Source organism: Azospira sp. I09 (assembly GCF_009177135.1).
GTDB classification, from domain to species: domain Bacteria; phylum Pseudomonadota; class Gammaproteobacteria; order Burkholderiales; family Rhodocyclaceae; genus Azospira; species Azospira oryzae.
Window position 1 is genome coordinate 1,523,391 of the sequence record NZ_AP021844.1, and the last position, 14,494, is coordinate 1,537,884.

The following is a 14,494-nucleotide window of genomic DNA, read 5'->3' on the forward strand; positions in this document are numbered from 1 at the left end:
TGCAGGTTAAATTGGGGAAATGGCTCGGGGTTGAGAATCGAGCCCATCGCCAAGCCAGTAGCGGCTTTGGCGTCATCGTGTCAGGATAGCCAAGGAATTACGCGCCTTCGCGGCACCGCCACCCGGCCCATCAAGCCCTAACGCGGTCCGCCGGCCCTCCGCAACACCGGTACCCATTACCTGCCCCAGCCCCGAAGCAACGAATGTCCAAAAAAATTATTTATGACCTGGCCATCCTCGGCGCCGTCATCGCCCTCGGCGGCCTCGGTTACACCCTGGCCCCCCTGCTCACCCCCAAGACCGACCTGGCAGCCCCCCTCTCGGACTGCGACCTGAACCGGGGCCCCTGCCGGGCGGCCCTGCCCGGAGGCGGCGAAGTGGAATTCAGCATCAGTCCCCGCCCGGTGCCGGCCCTCAAGCCCCTGACCCTGAGCGCCCGGGTCAGCGGCATCCCAGCCAGCCAGGTGGAGGTGGATTTTGCCGGGGTGGACATGAAGATGGGCTATAACCGCCCCCTGCTGGCCGCCGCCAAGGAAGCCGGCACCTTTGTCGGGCAGGGCAACCTGCCCGTCTGCATCACCGGCACCATGATCTGGCAGGCCACCGTGCTGGTCGGCAGCGGCGGCAAGAATATCGCCGTCCCCTTCCGCTTCGAGTCGGCCGCCCCGGAAGGCCACTGAAAGACACCATGCGCCTCATTGCCCTGCTCACCATCCTGGCCCTGGCCATCCCGGGCCTGCCCGGCTGTTCCCGCGACACCCCGCCAGCCCCCGGCGGCCTGACCCTGGCCGCCCCGCCCAGCGGCGGCGATTTCAGCCTGGACAGCGCCGACGGCCGTATCGCCACCCAGAACTTCCGCGGCCAGGTGGTCGCCCTCTATTTCGGCTACACCTACTGCCCGGACGTCTGCCCCACCTCCCTGGCGGCCCTCGGCAGCGCCCTGGAAAAGCTGACGCCGGCGGAACTGGCCCAGGTCCAGCCCCTGTTCATCTCCGTGGACCCGGAGCGGGACAGCGTGGCCCGCCTCAAGGACTACGCCGTCTTTTTCCACCCCAAGCTCAAGGGCCTGACCGGCACCCCGTCGGAAATCGCCGCCATTGCCCACGCCTACGGCGCCAGCTACAGCCGGCAGGAGGTCAAATCGGAAGGCGGCTATGTGGTGGACCACTCCTCTTTCGTCTACCTGCTGGCTCCCGACGGCCGCCTGGCCGCCTCCCTGCCCCACGGCACGACGCCGGAAGACATGGCCGCCGCCATGCGGCGCCTGCTGCCCCAACCCAAGTAACCGACTTCACCCACAGGAGTTCCCCATGCAACTGCACCGCCGCCTCATTTCCGCCGCCCTGGCCTGTTCCGCCCTGTTCGCCCTGCCGGCCCTGGCCGACAGCCCGATCAAGGTGGAAGACCCCTATGTGCGCCTGGTTCCCACCGGCACCCCCAACACCGGCGCCTTCATGGTCATCAAGAACAGCGGCAACGCCGACCGCAAGGTGCTGAAGGCCGAGAGCCCCGTCTCCAAGGTGGTGGAACTGCACAACCACATCAACGACAACGGCGTCATGCGCATGCGCCCGGTGGCCGACATCGAGGTCAAGGCCAAGGGCGAGGCCGTACTGCAGCCCGGCAGCCTGCACGTCATGCTGATCGGCCTCAAGCAGGACCTGAAGGAAGGCGACGTGGTGCCCATCACCCTGAAGCTGGACGACGGCTCCTCCACCAAGATCGAAGCCCCGGTACGCAAGATCCAGGTGCCCGCCGCCAAGCCGGAAGACATGGGCCAGCACAACCACGGCGCCATGAAGCACTGAGCCTGTCCGGACGCAGCAAAGCAAAGGGACTCCCGCGGGAGTCCCTTTTTGCTGGCCGGCGCTTCAGAACTGGCTGAAGTTGCGCCCCATGACGTGTTCGTCGGTGCGGTATTTGTCCAGTTGCTGGGTGCGCTCGAAATACAGGGGCGGGTCTGGCACCTGCATGACGCCGCAGGTGCCGACGGGCATCCAGCGCAGGCGCAGGGCCCGGGCCGCATGTTCGATGGAAATCTCCACGCTTTCCGAAATGCCCAGTTCCAGGCGCAGGAATTCCAGCATGTTGCGGCGGGTGCCGTCGTCAAAGCGGACGAAATCCTCCCAGGTGTGGGGCACCCAGGGCGTATCGTAGGTCAGGCAGAGCAGGCTGTGCCCCCGGTAGGAACGCAGGCGGCAACCGTCGGCGCAGCAGGTGCAGGCAAAACGCAGTTCCAGCGCCTTGACCAGGCCATCCATATCCATGCCCGCCTCCTTTCGCCCATGCCCAGATGCCCACCTGTTTCATAGTGGGAAAAAAGCGGGGCAAGCGCAAGGAGGGATTTTCCCGCCCCGGCGGAACAATCCCGACCTCAAGGACGGGCGGGTTCCTCGGTGACGAAGGCGATCTTGGCGATGCCCACCCGCTGGGCGGTGGCCATCACTTCCGCCACCTTCTCGTAGCGGGTGCCGCGGTCGGCCCGCAGGTGCAGTTCCGTTTCCGGCCCGGCCAGGCCCTGCAGGCGGGTGGCCAGGGCTTCGCCGGCCACGACCTCGCCGTTGATGAAGACCTGGCTGTTGCCGTCCAGGGCCAGCTGCACCACCTGGGGTTTCTGCTCCACCTGGGTGGCGCTGACCTTGGGCAGATCCACCGGCACGGCCTGATTGAGCAGGGGCGCGGTGATGATGAAGATCACCAAAAGCACCAGCATCACGTCCACCAGGGGCGTGGTGTTGATTTCCGCCATGGGCTGGGCGCTGCCGCCCTCGTTGAAGGATCCGAAAGCCATGCCGGCGGCCTCAGGCAACCCGCACCAGGCCGCCCTGGGGCACGGTGCTGGAGAGACGCACGCCGGTGGTGAGATAGGCGTGGAGGTCGTGGGCAAAGCCGTCCATCTGGGCCAGCACCAGGCGGTTGGCCCGGGTAAAGGCGTTGTAGGCCAGCACGGCGGGAATGGCGACGAAGAGGCCGGCGGCGGTCATGATCAGGGCCTCGCCGACGGGACCGGCCACCTTGTCCAGCACCACCTGGGAAGAGCCGGAGAGGCCCACCAAAGCGTGGTAGATGCCCCACACCGTGCCGAACAGGCCAATGAAGGGCGCCGTCGAGCCCACCGAAGCGAGGAAGGTGAGGCCCTGCTCGATGCGGGCCTGGGCGGTGACGATGCTCTGGCGCAGGCAGCGGGTGACGAATTCACTGGCATTGACGCCGGCGCCGATGCCCCGGGCCGCATGCTGCTCATGGGCCTGGGCGGCGTGGGCGCCGGAGAGGGCCAGGCCGGCCAGGATGCCGCTGGCGTCCTCGCGGCGGATGGCTTCCAAGGCTTCGGGCAGGGAATCGGCCTGCCAGAAGGCGGCCAGGGCCCGGCTCTGGGTGCGGGAGGCGCGCCAGTGGGCGATGAACTTGCCGACGATGACGCACCAGCTGGCCACCGACAGCAGCAGCAGGATCAGGGCGACGGAATGGGAAACCCCATCTCCCTGGGCCCAGAAATGGGAAAGACCGAGTTGGGTGTTCATGGGGACTCCTGCAATGGGTTAGCTGTCGAGAGCGAAAGTGATGGGAACGATGACCGAGGCTGCCACGGCCTCGTCGCCGCGCCGGGCGGGGACGAAACGCCAGCGCTGGACGGCCTCCCGGGCGGCGCTGTCGAGGCGGGAATAGCCGCTACCGGTCTGGATATCCACCTGCTCCGCCGTGCCCTGGGGCGTCACCCGCACCTTGAGCAGAACCTTGCCTTCCTCGCCGAAACGGCGGGACATGGGGGGGTAAACAGGTTTCGGGTTGTGCAGGTAGTCCGCATCGAAACGGGCCGGCACCAGGGTAGGTGCGGCCGCAATGGTGCTGCTGGCGGGACGGCTGGGCGGTGCTTCGGGAGCGACGAAGTCGCTGCTGACGGCCGCCGCCGGCGTTGCGGCCAGTATCGGTGCCGGCGTCTTCGCCAGCGGCACGGGGGCCGGCGCCTTGGGCTGCCGCGGCCGCTCGACCTTGGGCGGCATCGGCTGGGGCGGCGCCACCTCGGGCTGGGGCCTGGCCGCAGGCGCGGCGTCGATGAGGCGCACGCTCATCGGCTGGGGCACCATGGCGCTGACCACGGCACTACCGGAATGCAGGGCGTAGGCCAGACCGCCCCCATGGAGGGCCAGCACCAGCAGGAAGATCGAGCCCCGGCGCCCCCGGGAGAGGGAGGGCCATGGACTGGGCAATGAAGCAGACAGAAAACGATCCTTTTCGGGCCGCGAGGGGCCCCGCAGCGGCATCCCGACGAGGGCTCGCGGGACTGCCGGAAACGCCGTCGCCAGGGCGGCCATGCCGGCTTTGGCGAGAGGGTGGCGAACCCCGTAATTCTAGGGTTCAACGGCCGCCAAGGGGATGCGACCAAAGGTCGCAGGGGCGGCCGGAAAAGGGCGCCAGTCTTAGCGCAGGGAGAGTATCCAGCGCACCAGGGCCTGCAGGTCGGCATCGCTGACCCGCTTGTTGGGCGACATGAAATCGTCGCCCCAGACGCCGCTGCCGCCTTCCCTCACCTTCACCAGCAGGCGGGCCTCGGCTTCCGGGTCGTCCCGGTAGCGGCGCCCCACCTCGCGCCAGGCCGGACCCCGCACCTTGACGTCCACCTCGTGGCAATTGAGGCAGCGGTGCCGCTCGGCCAGTTCGAGCATGGCGGCATCCCGCTTCTTGTCCGCGGCCTGGGCCGGTACGGCAACCACGCCGAGCAGGGCGGCGCAGAGCAGGGTTCGGGTCGTCAGTGACATCCTCATCTCCTTCGACAAAAGGCGTGCACCATGAAAAAACCGGGGGCCGCAGCCCCCGGTCATTAGACAACGATTCCGACAATAACGCTTAGTACACGTCGTGCTGGGTGTTGTGGATGTTGAACTTGCCGGTGGGCGTGACCAGCTTCGGATCCTTGATCACGGTCTTGAACTTGCGGGTCTTGTCGTCCAGCACCACGATGGCGGAAGGCTCGGTCTTGTTGCCCGTCCAAACGGAGAACCAGACTTCGTCACCCTTCTCGTTGTACTCGGCATGCACCACCCGCTTCACGCCCTTGGTTTCCGGCAGGCCGGCCATCTTGGCGACGTTGATCACCTCAGGCTTGGCATCCGGGTTGCCCAGCTGGTCGATGCTGTACACGGTGACGGATTCGGCAGCATCCTTCTCCGGCATCAGCGGGGCATCGGCCCACAGGTTGTTGGACTTGGGATGGGTCTTGACGAACAGGGAACCGGAACCGTGGTTCTTCAGCTCGGCCACGACCTTCCAGGCGTACTGGGGATGCTTCTCCGGATCGGTACCGATCAGGCTGATAACGTCGGAACCCAGGTGGGAAGTGGACCACACGGGACCGAACTTCGGATGCACGAAGTTGGCGCCGCGGCCGGGGTGGGGCTTGGGCTTGGTATCGACCAGGGCGGCCAGCTTGCCTTCCTTGGTATCGACGACCACCACCTTGTTGGAGGCGTTGGCAGCGACGAGGAAGTAACGCTTGGTGGCATCCCAACCGCCGTCATGCAGGAACTTGGCGGTTTCGATGGTGGTTTCCTTCAGGTTCTTCACGTCGGAGTAATCCACCAGCTTGACCAGGCCGGATTCCTTCACCGTCACCACCCACTCGGGCTTGATCAGGGAGGAAACGATGGAGGCAACGCGGGGCTCCTGGTGATACTCGCCATCCACGGTGATGCCGCGGGTGGAGACGTTCTTCAGGGGCTCCAGGGTCATGCCGTCCAGGATGGTGTACTGGGGCGGCCAGTAGGAACCGACGATGGCGTACTTGTCTTCCCAGCCCTTGAACTTGGAGGTATCGACGGAACGGGCTTCCAGGCCGGCCTTCAGGGTGGCGACGATGGTGGGCTTCTCGAACCACATGTCGATCAGGTCCAGACGGCCGTCGCGGCCGATCACATAGACGTAGCGACCGGAAGCGGAAGTACGGGAAATGTGCACGGCGTAGCCGGTCTTGACGATGCCCCAGATCTTCTTGGTGTCGCCGTCGATCAGGGCCACTTCGCCGGAGTCACGCAGGGTGGTGGAGAAGACGTTCTGCAGATTGATGTTGTTCATCTGCTTGGTGGGGCGCTCGGCCACGGGCACGTGCACCTTCCAGTTGGCCTTCATTTCCTTCATGCCCCACTCGGGCGGCACATCCGGCTGCTGCTGGATGTAGGTGGCCATGTTCTTGATTTCATCCTTGGACAGGATGTCGTCGAAGTTGGGCATGCCGCCTTCGGTACCGTAGGTCAGGATCTTTTCCAGACGGCCCTGGCCGAGCTTCTGGGTGTTCGCCGGCTCCAGGTTCTTGCCGGTGGCGCCCTTGCGCAGCATGCCGTGGCAGCCGGCGCAACGCTCGAAGTAGATCTTGGCGGAAGCCTCTTTGGCTTCCTTGGTCAGGCTCGGCGCATTGGCTGCGGGTGCAGCGAAAGCGGAGCCCATGGCGGCCGCGAGGGCCGTAAAGATAAAGGCACTAACTCCCTTTTTCATGCTTTCCTCTCCTCAATAGGAATTATCAGCAAACCGTTACCCCCGACACAGCATCCGGGGATGGCGAAAGATTGCGCCCGGTGACTTGTCCAAATCCTTGATGCGAATCAACTTCAAAAAGTAGGGATATTCACTAGAGTGGTGCCTAGGCCGAAACACCCCCAAAAGGGATTGAAGGCCGACGGCCAGCCCGGCTATGCTGCCTTTTGCCAAACGAGAAAAAATAATGCTCATGCCCGATCCGAACCGCACCCACCCTGCCCTGCCCGGCACCGTCTATCTCGTCGGCGGCGGCCCTGGCGACCCCGACCTGCTGACGGTACGCGCCGCCCGCCTGATTGCCCAGGCCGACGTGCTGGTCTACGACCACCTCATTGGCGACGGCATCCTGGACCTGGCCCGGCCCGACGCCGAGATCATCTACGCCGGCAAGGAAGCCTCGAAACACACCCTGCCCCAGGACGACATCAACCACCTGCTGGTACAGCTGGCCCAGAAATACCGCTGTGTGGTCCGCCTCAAGGGCGGCGACCCCTTCATTTTCGGCCGCGGCGGCGAGGAGCTGGAGATCTTGGCCCGCCACGGCGTGCCCTTCCAGGTGGTGCCCGGCGTCACCGCGGCGGCCGGCTGCGCCGCTTACGCCGGCTTCCCCCTGACCCACCGGGACCACGCCCAGGTGCTGGTGTTCGCCACCGGCCACCTGAAGGACGGCACGGTCAATCTGGACTGGCAGGCCCTGGCCCGGCCCAAGCAGACCGTGGTTTTCTACATGGGAATTGCCGGCCTGGGAGAAATCAGCCGGCAGATGATCGCCCACGGCCTCTCCCCGCAGACCCCGGCTGGCGTGGTGCAACAGGGCACCACCCGCCAGCAGCGGGTGGTGGTGGCCGATCTGGCCACTCTGGAAGCGAAGGTGCAGGAAGCGGGCATCACCACGCCGGCCCTGATTTTCGTCGGCGGCGTGCTGCAGCTGCAGCCCCAGCTCAGCTGGTTCGAACCCCAGGCCGCAGCCGAGACGGTCTAAGCCGGATCAGCCGGGTCGAAAGAGACAGCCCAGGAGCAGCAGGAAGGAGAACAGCAGCTGCAACTGGGCGGTGCGGCCGAGCAGCAGGTTATGGCCGGTACCCGGCGTCGCCCGGGCGAAGCGCACCACCAGCAGCAGGGCCGGCGGCAGCGCCAGCAGGGGCAGGCCGGCGGCCAGATGGTGGCCGGAGGCGGCCAGCCAGCCCAGCAAAACGAAGGGCGCCAGCATCAACAGCCCGTATTCCACCCGGCATCCCGTCAGGCCCAGGCGCACCGCCAGGGTCCGCTTGCCGGCCCGGGCATCCCCGGCCCGGTCCCGGGTGTTGTTCACCACGATCACCGCCGCCGCGAACAGGCCGGACATGTTGGCCAGGGCCAGGGCGGCCCGGCTGAGGCCGCCGGTCTGCAGGTAGTAGGTGCCGAGCACCGCCCCCAGACCGAAGAACAGCCACACGAAGACCTCGCCGAAAGGCCCGTAGGCAATGGGTTTGGGGCCGCCGGTGTAGGCCCAGCCGCAGAACAGGGAAGCCAGGCCGAGCAAGACGATGGGCCAGCCGCCCTGCCCCACCAGATAGATGCCCAGCAGGAAGGCGCCGCCCAGGGCCAGGAAGCCGCCCCGCTTGACCTGGGCGGCGCTGAGCCAGCCCATGGCCGTGGCCCGGGGCGGGCCCAGGCGGTCCGGCGTGTCCGTGCCGCGCTCGAAGTCGCCCACGTCGTTGAGCAGGTTGGTGCCGATCTGGATCAGCAGGGCCGCCGCCAGGGTCACCAGGGCCACCAGCCAGCGCAGCTGGCCCGTTTCCGACCAGGCCAGGGCGCAGGTGGACAGCACCGGGGCCGCCGCCACCGGCAGGGTGCGGGGCCGCAGGGCGAGCCACCAGGCCTGCCCGGGTGTGGGACGGGAGAGGCTGGCGAGTGTGGAAGCGTTCATGGGTAACGGGCGTAAGGGAAAAACAGGCCACAGTCTAACCACAGCGCGGCAAAACGGCGCATGGCCAGATCAAAAGGTGCCGAATTTATCCCGGAACGAAGACTGTGAGAGAATGCGGCCTTTGCAAAAACCGCCCCACGGGGTGGGTGTATTTGGTGCCGGGAGAGGGACTCGAACCCTCACACTGTTACCAGCGGCGGATTTTGAATCCGCTGCGTCTACCGATTCCGCCATCCCGGCCCGGGACGCCCGGCCAGAGCTGGCGGGCACTACTGCGCGAGGGGCGCATTATCACCGATTCACGACGCCCCCACAAGCCGGACGAGGACACCCGCCGCCTGCTCCGGGCACCACCGCCAAAGCCGCAAGACCATGAGCCTTTCCGTCGACCTTTTCGACTTTCCCCTGCCGCCCGAACTGATCGCCCAGCATCCGGCCAGGGAACGCAGCGCCAGCCGCCTGCTGCACGTGGACGGCCCCCACCTGGCCGACCTGCGCTTCACTGACCTGCCCGGCCTGCTGGCCCCCGGCGACCTGCTGGTGTTCAACGATACCCGAGTGATCAAGGCCCGCTTCTTCGGCCAGAAGGACTCCGGCGGCCAGGTGGAAGTGCTGCTGGAGCGCATCGTGGACGAGCACCACGCCCTGGCCCAGGTGCGGGCCAGCAAGTCGCCCAAGGCCGGCACCCGCATCACCCTGGAAAACGCCTTCAGCCTGGTGTGCAGCGGCCGCCAGGGCGAGTTCTTCGCCCTCGAACTGGAGGGCGAAGGCAATCTGTGGGACCTGGCCGAACAGTACGGCCGCCTGCCCCTGCCGCCCTATATCGAGCACGGGGTGGAGGCGGAGGATGAGGCCCGCTACCAGACCGTCTATGCCCGCCACCCGGGCGCCGTGGCAGCGCCCACCGCCGGACTGCACTTCGATGAGGCAATGCTGGAGCGGCTCTCCGGGCAGGGTGTCCGCCGAGCCGCGCTGACGCTGCATGTGGGGGCAGGCACCTTCCAGCCGGTGCGCGTGGAAAAGATCGACGAGCACAAGATGCACAGCGAGCGCTTCCACGTGCCGGAAGAAACCGCCGCGGCCATCGCTGCCACCCGGGAACGGGGCGGCAGGGTGGTGGCGGTGGGCACCACCTCCCTGCGCACCCTGGAATCGGCCGCCTGCGGCAACGGCCTGGTACGTGCCGGCAGCGGCGAGACGGACATTTTCATCACTCCGGGCTACCGCTTCCAGGTGGTGGACCGGCTCATCACCAATTTCCACCTGCCCCGCTCCACCCTGCTCATGCTGGTCTCCGCCTTCGCCGGCCTGGACCCCATCCGCGCCGCCTACGCCCACGCAGTGGCAGAAAAATACCGCTTTTTCAGCTACGGCGACGCCATGCTGCTGGAGCGGGAAGAACATTGATTCAATAAGCCACAGAGGACACAGAGAGCACAGAGAGAAAGACCAGACCCATCCCCTGCCGCAACTGGCGGCAGCCGGTTTTACTCTGTGATCTCTGTGTCCTCTGTGGCAAAAACGCTTTTAGGAATACGTCCATGCAGTTCGAACTTCTCAAGACCGACGGCCAGGCCCGTCGCGGCACCCTGACCCTGGCCCACGGCACGGTGCAGACCCCGGTGTTCATGCCGGTGGGCACCTACGGCACGGTCAAGGCCATGACGCCCCAGTCCCTGCACGACATCGGCGCCCAGATCTGCCTCGGCAACACCTTCCACCTGTGGCTGCGCCCGGGCCTGGAAGTAATCAAGGCCCACGGCGGCCTGCACGACTTCATGGGCTGGAACAAGCCCATCCTCACCGATTCGGGCGGCTTCCAGGTCTTCTCCCTGGGGGCCCTGCGCAAGATCACCGAGGAAGGGGTGAAGTTCTCCTCCCCCATCGACGGCGCCAAGCTGTTCCTGACGCCGGAAGAATCCATGCGCATCCAGCACACGCTGAACTCGGACATCGTCATGATCTTCGACGAATGCACGCCCTACCCGGCCACCGTGGACGAGGCGGCCAAGTCCATGCGCCTCTCCCTGCGCTGGGCCCAGCGCTCCATCGACGAGCACCGTCGCCTGGGCAACGGCAACGCCCTTTTCGGCATCGTCCAGGGCGGCATGTACGAGACCCTGCGCGACGAATCCCTGGCCGGCCTGGATGAAATGGGCTTCGACGGCATGGCCATCGGCGGCCTTTCCGTGGGCGAGCCCAAGGAAGACATGGCCCGCATCCTGGCCCACACCGCACCGAAACTGCCCGCCCACAAGCCCCGCTACCTGATGGGCGTGGGCACGCCGGAAGACCTGGTGCATGCGGTGAGCCAGGGCATCGACATGTTCGACTGCGTCATGCCCACCCGCAACGCCCGCAACGGCCACCTGTTCACCCGCTACGGCGACCTCAAGATCAAGAACGCCATCCACCGCCAGGACACCGGCCCCCTGGACCCGTCCTGCGACTGCTACACCTGCCGCAACTTCAGCCGGGCCTACCTGCACCACCTGTTCCGCGCCGGGGAAATCCTTGGCTCCATGCTCAACACCATCCACAACCTGCACTACTACCAGGTGCTGATGGCCGAATTGCGCGCCGCTATTGAAGAAGGGCGCCTGCAGCCCCATATGGAGAACTTCCATCGGGACCGTTCCCGGGGTGCCAGCCCGGCGGCCGGCTAAAGCCGCACCGTAGGTCCGCCACCGGGCATCCGCGTCATGGCTCGGTGGTACAATGCCCCGTTCAAATTTCGAAGCAATCAAGGAGTAAAACCGTGCTGATTAGCGCCGCTCACGCCCAGGCCGCAGGCCAGGCTGCCGACCCCACCGGGGGCCTGATGCAATTCCTGCCCATCATCCTGATGTTCGTGGTGTTGTGGTTCCTCATGATCCGCCCCCAGATGAAGAAGGCCAAGGAACACAAGGCCATGGTGGACGCCCTGCAGAAGGGTGACGAAGTGGTCACCCAGGGCGGCATGGTGGGCCGCGTCTCCAAGATCGGCGACGCTTACGTCCATCTGGAAATCGCCCCCAACACCGAAGTCGTGGTGCAGAAACCCGCCATCGGGGTGCTGCTGCCCAAGGGAACCCTGAAGTCCCTGTAAGTCATCCCCGGGGCCGGATTCGTCCGGCCCCTTGCCTTTTTCGGTCCCCCAGGAACCGCCCATGAACCGCTATCCGCTCTGGAAATACATCACCGTCGTCGTCGCACTGGTGATCGGTTTCCTCTACACCCTGCCCAATTTCTTCGGTGAAGCCCCGGCCGTCCAGCTTTCCCCGGCCCGCGCCACCCTGAAGACCGATGCCCAGCTGCTGTCCCGCGTCGAAGCCGCCCTGCAGGGCGCCGGCATCAGCCACGACGGCATCTTCCTCGACAGCAACGGCGTCAAGACCCGCTTCAAGGACACCGACACCCAGCTCAAGGTCAAGGACCTGCTGGAAAAGACCTTCAACCCGAATCCCCAGGACGCCCAGTACGTGGTCGCCCTGAACCTGCTCTCCTCCTCCCCCAAGTGGCTCTCCAACCTGGGCGCCCTGCCCATGTACCTGGGCCTGGACCTGCGGGGCGGCGTGCACTTCCTGCTGCAGGTGGACATGGCCGGCGCGCTGACCAAGCGCCTGGACTCCATGTCGGCCGACCTGCGCACCCTGCTGCGGGACAAGAACCTGCGCCACGCCGGCATCAACCGGGAAGGCAATGCGGTGGTGGTCAAGTTCCGCGACGCCGACACCCGCACCAAGGCCCGCATCGTGCTGGAAGACAACCAGCCCGACCTGACCTTCGTGGACGGCCAGGACGGCTCCGACCTGAAACTCACCGCCAGCTTGAAGCCCACGGCGGTCAAGCGCATCCAGGACTTCGCCCTGAAGCAGAACATCACCACCCTGCACAACCGGATCAACGAGCTGGGCGTGGCCGAGCCGGTGATCCAGCAGCAGGGCGCCGACCGCATCGTGGTGCAGCTGCCCGGCGTGCAGGACACGGCCAAGGCCAAGGACATCCTGGGCCGCACCGCCACCCTGGAAATCCGCATGGTGGACGACACCCCGGGCGCCCTGGAAGCGGCCATGGCCGGCCAGGCACCCTTCGGCACCGAGCTTTACAGCGAACGGGGCGGCTCGCCCCTGCTGGTGAAGAAGCAGGTGGTGCTGACCGGCGACCGCCTCACCGACGCCCAGCCCGGCTTCGACGGCCAGACCCACGAACCGGCGGTGCACCTGACCCTGGATTCCGCCGGCGCCCGCATCTTCAAGGACATCACCCGGGAGAACGTGGGCAAGCGCATGGCCATCCTGCTCATTGAAAAGGGCAAGGGCGAAGTGGTCACCGCCCCGGTGATCCGCACCGAAATCGGCGGCGGCCGGGTCCAGATCAGCGGCAAGATGAGCACCATGGAAGCCAACGACACCGCCCTGCTGCTGCGGGCCGGTTCCCTGGCGGCGCCCATGGACATCGTCGAAGAGCGCACCATCGGCCCCTCCCTCGGCGCCGACAACATCAGCAAGGGCTTCCACTCCACCCTGTGGGGCTTCCTCGCCATTGCCGCCTTCATGATGTGCTACTACCTCATGTTCGGCCTCATCTCCACCCTGGCCCTGGCAGCCAACCTGATGTTCCTGGTGGCCCTGCTGTCCCTCATGCAGGCCACCCTGACCCTGCCGGGCATCGCCGCCATCGCCCTGACCCTGGGTATGGCCATCGACTCCAACGTGCTGATCAACGAACGGGTGCGGGAAGAACTGCGCAACGGCGCCAGTCCCCAGGCGGCCATCTCTGCCGGTTACGAGCGGGCCTTCGGCACCATCCTGGACTCCAACGTCACCACCCTGATCGCCGGCGTTGCCCTGCTGGCCTTCGGCTCCGGCCCCATCCGGGGCTTCGCCGTGGTGCACTGCCTGGGCATCCTGACCTCCATGTTCAGTTCCGTGGTGGTCTCCCGGGCCCTGGTCAACCTCATCTACGGTCGCCGCAAGAAGCTGGACAAGGTCTCCATCGGCCAGGTCTGGAAGCCCGGCCTGGACAGCGCCAAGTAAGCGCCTAGCAAGGGATACTCAACATGGAATTTTTCAAGATCCGCAAGGACATCCCCTTCATGCGCCATGCGCTGGTGTTCAACGTCATTTCGTTGGTCACCTTCCTCCTGGCCGTGTTCTTCCTCGCCACCCGGGGCCTGCACCTGTCGGTGGAATTCACCGGCGGCACCCTGATCGAGGTCAGCTACAGCCAGGCCGCCGACCTGGAGAAAATCCGCGGCGCCCTGGGCAAGTCCGGCTTCTCCGACTACTCGGTGCAGAACTTCGGCTCCTCCCAGGACGTGCTGATCCGCCTGCCCCTGAAGTCCGAGCAGAACACGGCCAAGCTGGGCGAGTCCGTCATGGCCGCCCTCTCCGCCGAGGACGCTTCCGCCTCCCTGCGCCGGGTCGAGTTCGTCGGCCCCCAGGTGGGCAAGGAACTGGCCGAGAACGGCGCCATGGCCCTGCTGGTGGTGATCATCGGCATCGTCATCTACCTGGCCTTCCGCTTCGAATGGCGCTTCTCGGTGTCGGCCATCATCGCCAACCTGCACGACGTCATCATCATCCTGGGCTTCTTCGCCTTCTTCCAGTGGGAATTCTCCCTCTCGGTGCTGGCGGCGGTGCTGGCGGTGCTGGGCTACTCGGTGAACGAATCCGTGGTGGTCTTCGACCGGGTGCGGGAAACCTTCCGCAAGGCCCGCGGCATGACCACGCCCCAGGTGCTGGACCACGCCATCACCAGCACCATCTCCCGCACCATCATCACCCACGGCTCCACCCAGATGATGGTGCTGTCCATGCTGGTGTTCGGCGGCGAGACCCTGCACTACTTCGCCATGGCCCTGACCATCGGCATCCTCTTCGGCATCTACTCCTCGGTGCTGGTGGCCAGCCCCCTGGTGATGTGGCTGGGGGTGTCCCGGGAGCAGTTCATCAAGGCCCCCAAGGCCAAGGACCCCAACGTCAGCGACGACGGCGCCTGCGTCTGAGTCTGGATCAGCAACGGCCGGTTACATTCGGCCACAGCCCCGCCCCTGCGGCAGGGGCTACAATTCGA

Annotated in this window: 16 protein-coding genes and 1 tRNA gene; 9 read left to right on the forward strand and 8 right to left on the reverse strand. The window is 66.1% G+C overall.

Annotated elements, in window-relative coordinates; genetic code table 11:
- The first annotated feature begins 203 nt into the window (after positions 1–203).
- Genes AZSP09_RS07030 through AZSP09_RS07040 form a run of 3 tightly spaced genes read left to right on the forward strand, consistent with a single transcriptional unit; the run spans position 204 to position 1,808 of the window.
- Positions 204–680, forward strand: coding sequence for a hypothetical protein (locus tag AZSP09_RS07030; RefSeq protein ID WP_014238321.1), 477 nt, complete (start codon positions 204–206; stop codon positions 678–680).
- Positions 681–688: 8 nt separating this feature from the next.
- Positions 689–1,285: an SCO family protein gene (locus AZSP09_RS07035; RefSeq protein WP_152089585.1), complete on the forward strand. Its 597-nt coding sequence runs from the start codon at positions 689–691 to the stop codon at positions 1,283–1,285.
- 25 nt (positions 1,286–1,310) lie between these two features.
- Entirely contained in the window at positions 1,311–1,808 is a 498-nt protein-coding gene (locus tag AZSP09_RS07040) for a copper chaperone PCu(A)C (protein WP_130458926.1), read from the forward strand.
- A 63-nt stretch (positions 1,809–1,871) separates the two neighbouring features.
- Here the strand turns inward: AZSP09_RS07040 and AZSP09_RS07045 are convergent, their stop codons facing one another.
- The 6 genes from AZSP09_RS07045 to AZSP09_RS07070 form a co-directional block, all read right to left on the reverse strand.
- Complete coding sequence (locus tag AZSP09_RS07045) at positions 1,872–2,267, reverse strand: hypothetical protein (protein WP_014238324.1); 396 nt, start codon at positions 2,265–2,267, stop codon at positions 1,872–1,874.
- A 107-nt stretch (positions 2,268–2,374) separates the two neighbouring features.
- On the reverse strand, positions 2,375–2,791 hold the full coding sequence (locus AZSP09_RS07050; protein ID WP_014238325.1) for an ExbD/TolR family protein: 417 nt from the start codon (positions 2,789–2,791) through the stop codon (positions 2,375–2,377).
- A 10-nt stretch (positions 2,792–2,801) separates the two neighbouring features.
- On the reverse strand, positions 2,802–3,521 hold the full coding sequence (locus AZSP09_RS07055) for a MotA/TolQ/ExbB proton channel family protein (RefSeq protein ID WP_130458928.1): 720 nt from the start codon (positions 3,519–3,521) through the stop codon (positions 2,802–2,804).
- 18 nt (positions 3,522–3,539) lie between these two features.
- On the reverse strand, positions 3,540–4,208 hold the full coding sequence (locus AZSP09_RS07060; RefSeq protein ID WP_152089586.1) for an energy transducer TonB: 669 nt from the start codon (positions 4,206–4,208) through the stop codon (positions 3,540–3,542).
- Between the two features lie 210 nt (positions 4,209–4,418).
- Positions 4,419–4,757: a c-type cytochrome gene (locus AZSP09_RS07065; RefSeq protein WP_014238328.1), complete on the reverse strand. Its 339-nt coding sequence runs from the start codon at positions 4,755–4,757 to the stop codon at positions 4,419–4,421.
- 88 nt (positions 4,758–4,845) lie between these two features.
- Positions 4,846–6,486, reverse strand: coding sequence for a nitrite reductase (locus AZSP09_RS07070; RefSeq protein WP_130458930.1), 1,641 nt, complete (start codon positions 6,484–6,486; stop codon positions 4,846–4,848).
- A gap of 226 nt (positions 6,487–6,712) precedes the next feature.
- Between AZSP09_RS07070 and cobA the strand changes: the two genes are divergently transcribed.
- Complete coding sequence (cobA, locus tag AZSP09_RS07075) at positions 6,713–7,510, forward strand: uroporphyrinogen-III C-methyltransferase (RefSeq protein WP_152089587.1); 798 nt, start codon at positions 6,713–6,715, stop codon at positions 7,508–7,510.
- Between the two features lie 6 nt (positions 7,511–7,516).
- On the opposite strand, the gene AZSP09_RS07080 is transcribed toward cobA, so the two are convergent.
- Positions 7,517–8,437, reverse strand: coding sequence for a 1,4-dihydroxy-2-naphthoate polyprenyltransferase (locus AZSP09_RS07080; RefSeq protein WP_014238331.1), 921 nt, complete (start codon positions 8,435–8,437; stop codon positions 7,517–7,519).
- A gap of 153 nt (positions 8,438–8,590) precedes the next feature.
- A tRNA-Leu gene (locus tag AZSP09_RS07085) sits at positions 8,591–8,677 on the reverse strand.
- A gap of 132 nt (positions 8,678–8,809) precedes the next feature.
- Here AZSP09_RS07085 and queA point away from each other — a divergent pair.
- From queA to secF, 5 genes are all read left to right on the forward strand, one after another.
- On the forward strand, positions 8,810–9,844 hold the full coding sequence (gene queA, locus AZSP09_RS07090; RefSeq protein WP_152089588.1) for a tRNA preQ1(34) S-adenosylmethionine ribosyltransferase-isomerase QueA: 1,035 nt from the start codon (positions 8,810–8,812) through the stop codon (positions 9,842–9,844).
- 134 nt (positions 9,845–9,978) lie between these two features.
- A complete protein-coding gene (tgt, locus tag AZSP09_RS07095) occupies positions 9,979–11,103 on the forward strand; it encodes a tRNA guanosine(34) transglycosylase Tgt (protein ID WP_014238333.1) in 1,125 nt (374 codons plus the stop codon).
- 92 nt (positions 11,104–11,195) lie between these two features.
- Complete coding sequence (gene yajC / locus AZSP09_RS07100) at positions 11,196–11,525, forward strand: preprotein translocase subunit YajC (protein WP_014238334.1); 330 nt, start codon at positions 11,196–11,198, stop codon at positions 11,523–11,525.
- A gap of 61 nt (positions 11,526–11,586) precedes the next feature.
- A complete protein-coding gene (gene secD / locus AZSP09_RS07105) occupies positions 11,587–13,455 on the forward strand; it encodes a protein translocase subunit SecD (RefSeq protein WP_014238335.1) in 1,869 nt (622 codons plus the stop codon).
- A gap of 23 nt (positions 13,456–13,478) precedes the next feature.
- Complete coding sequence (gene secF / locus AZSP09_RS07110) at positions 13,479–14,426, forward strand: protein translocase subunit SecF (RefSeq protein ID WP_014238336.1); 948 nt, start codon at positions 13,479–13,481, stop codon at positions 14,424–14,426.
- Positions 14,427–14,494 lie beyond the last annotated feature (68 nt).

Bases quoted from the DNA above. Each gene is read 5' to 3' on its own strand.
- AZSP09_RS07080 (WP_014238331.1), bottom strand. From the start codon at position 8,437: ATGAACGCTTCCACACTCGCCAGCCTCTCCCGTCCCACACCCGGGCAG.
- tgt (WP_014238333.1), top strand. From the start codon at position 9,979: ATGCAGTTCGAACTTCTCAAGACCGACGGCCAGGCCCGTCGCGGCACC.
- AZSP09_RS07030 (WP_014238321.1), top strand. From the start codon at position 204: ATGTCCAAAAAAATTATTTATGACCTGGCCATCCTCGGCGCCGTCATC.
- secD (WP_014238335.1), top strand. From the start codon at position 11,587: ATGAACCGCTATCCGCTCTGGAAATACATCACCGTCGTCGTCGCACTG.
- AZSP09_RS07065 (WP_014238328.1), bottom strand. From the start codon at position 4,757: ATGTCACTGACGACCCGAACCCTGCTCTGCGCCGCCCTGCTCGGCGTG.
- AZSP09_RS07040 (WP_130458926.1), top strand. From the start codon at position 1,311: ATGCAACTGCACCGCCGCCTCATTTCCGCCGCCCTGGCCTGTTCCGCC.
- AZSP09_RS07070 (WP_130458930.1), bottom strand. From the start codon at position 6,486: ATGAAAAAGGGAGTTAGTGCCTTTATCTTTACGGCCCTCGCGGCCGCC.
- AZSP09_RS07055 (WP_130458928.1), bottom strand. From the start codon at position 3,521: ATGAACACCCAACTCGGTCTTTCCCATTTCTGGGCCCAGGGAGATGGG.
- AZSP09_RS07045 (WP_014238324.1), bottom strand. From the start codon at position 2,267: ATGGATATGGATGGCCTGGTCAAGGCGCTGGAACTGCGTTTTGCCTGC.
- queA (WP_152089588.1), top strand. From the start codon at position 8,810: ATGAGCCTTTCCGTCGACCTTTTCGACTTTCCCCTGCCGCCCGAACTG.
- AZSP09_RS07050 (WP_014238325.1), bottom strand. From the start codon at position 2,791: ATGGCTTTCGGATCCTTCAACGAGGGCGGCAGCGCCCAGCCCATGGCG.
- secF (WP_014238336.1), top strand. From the start codon at position 13,479: ATGGAATTTTTCAAGATCCGCAAGGACATCCCCTTCATGCGCCATGCG.
- cobA (WP_152089587.1), top strand. From the start codon at position 6,713: ATGCTCATGCCCGATCCGAACCGCACCCACCCTGCCCTGCCCGGCACC.
- AZSP09_RS07035 (WP_152089585.1), top strand. From the start codon at position 689: ATGCGCCTCATTGCCCTGCTCACCATCCTGGCCCTGGCCATCCCGGGC.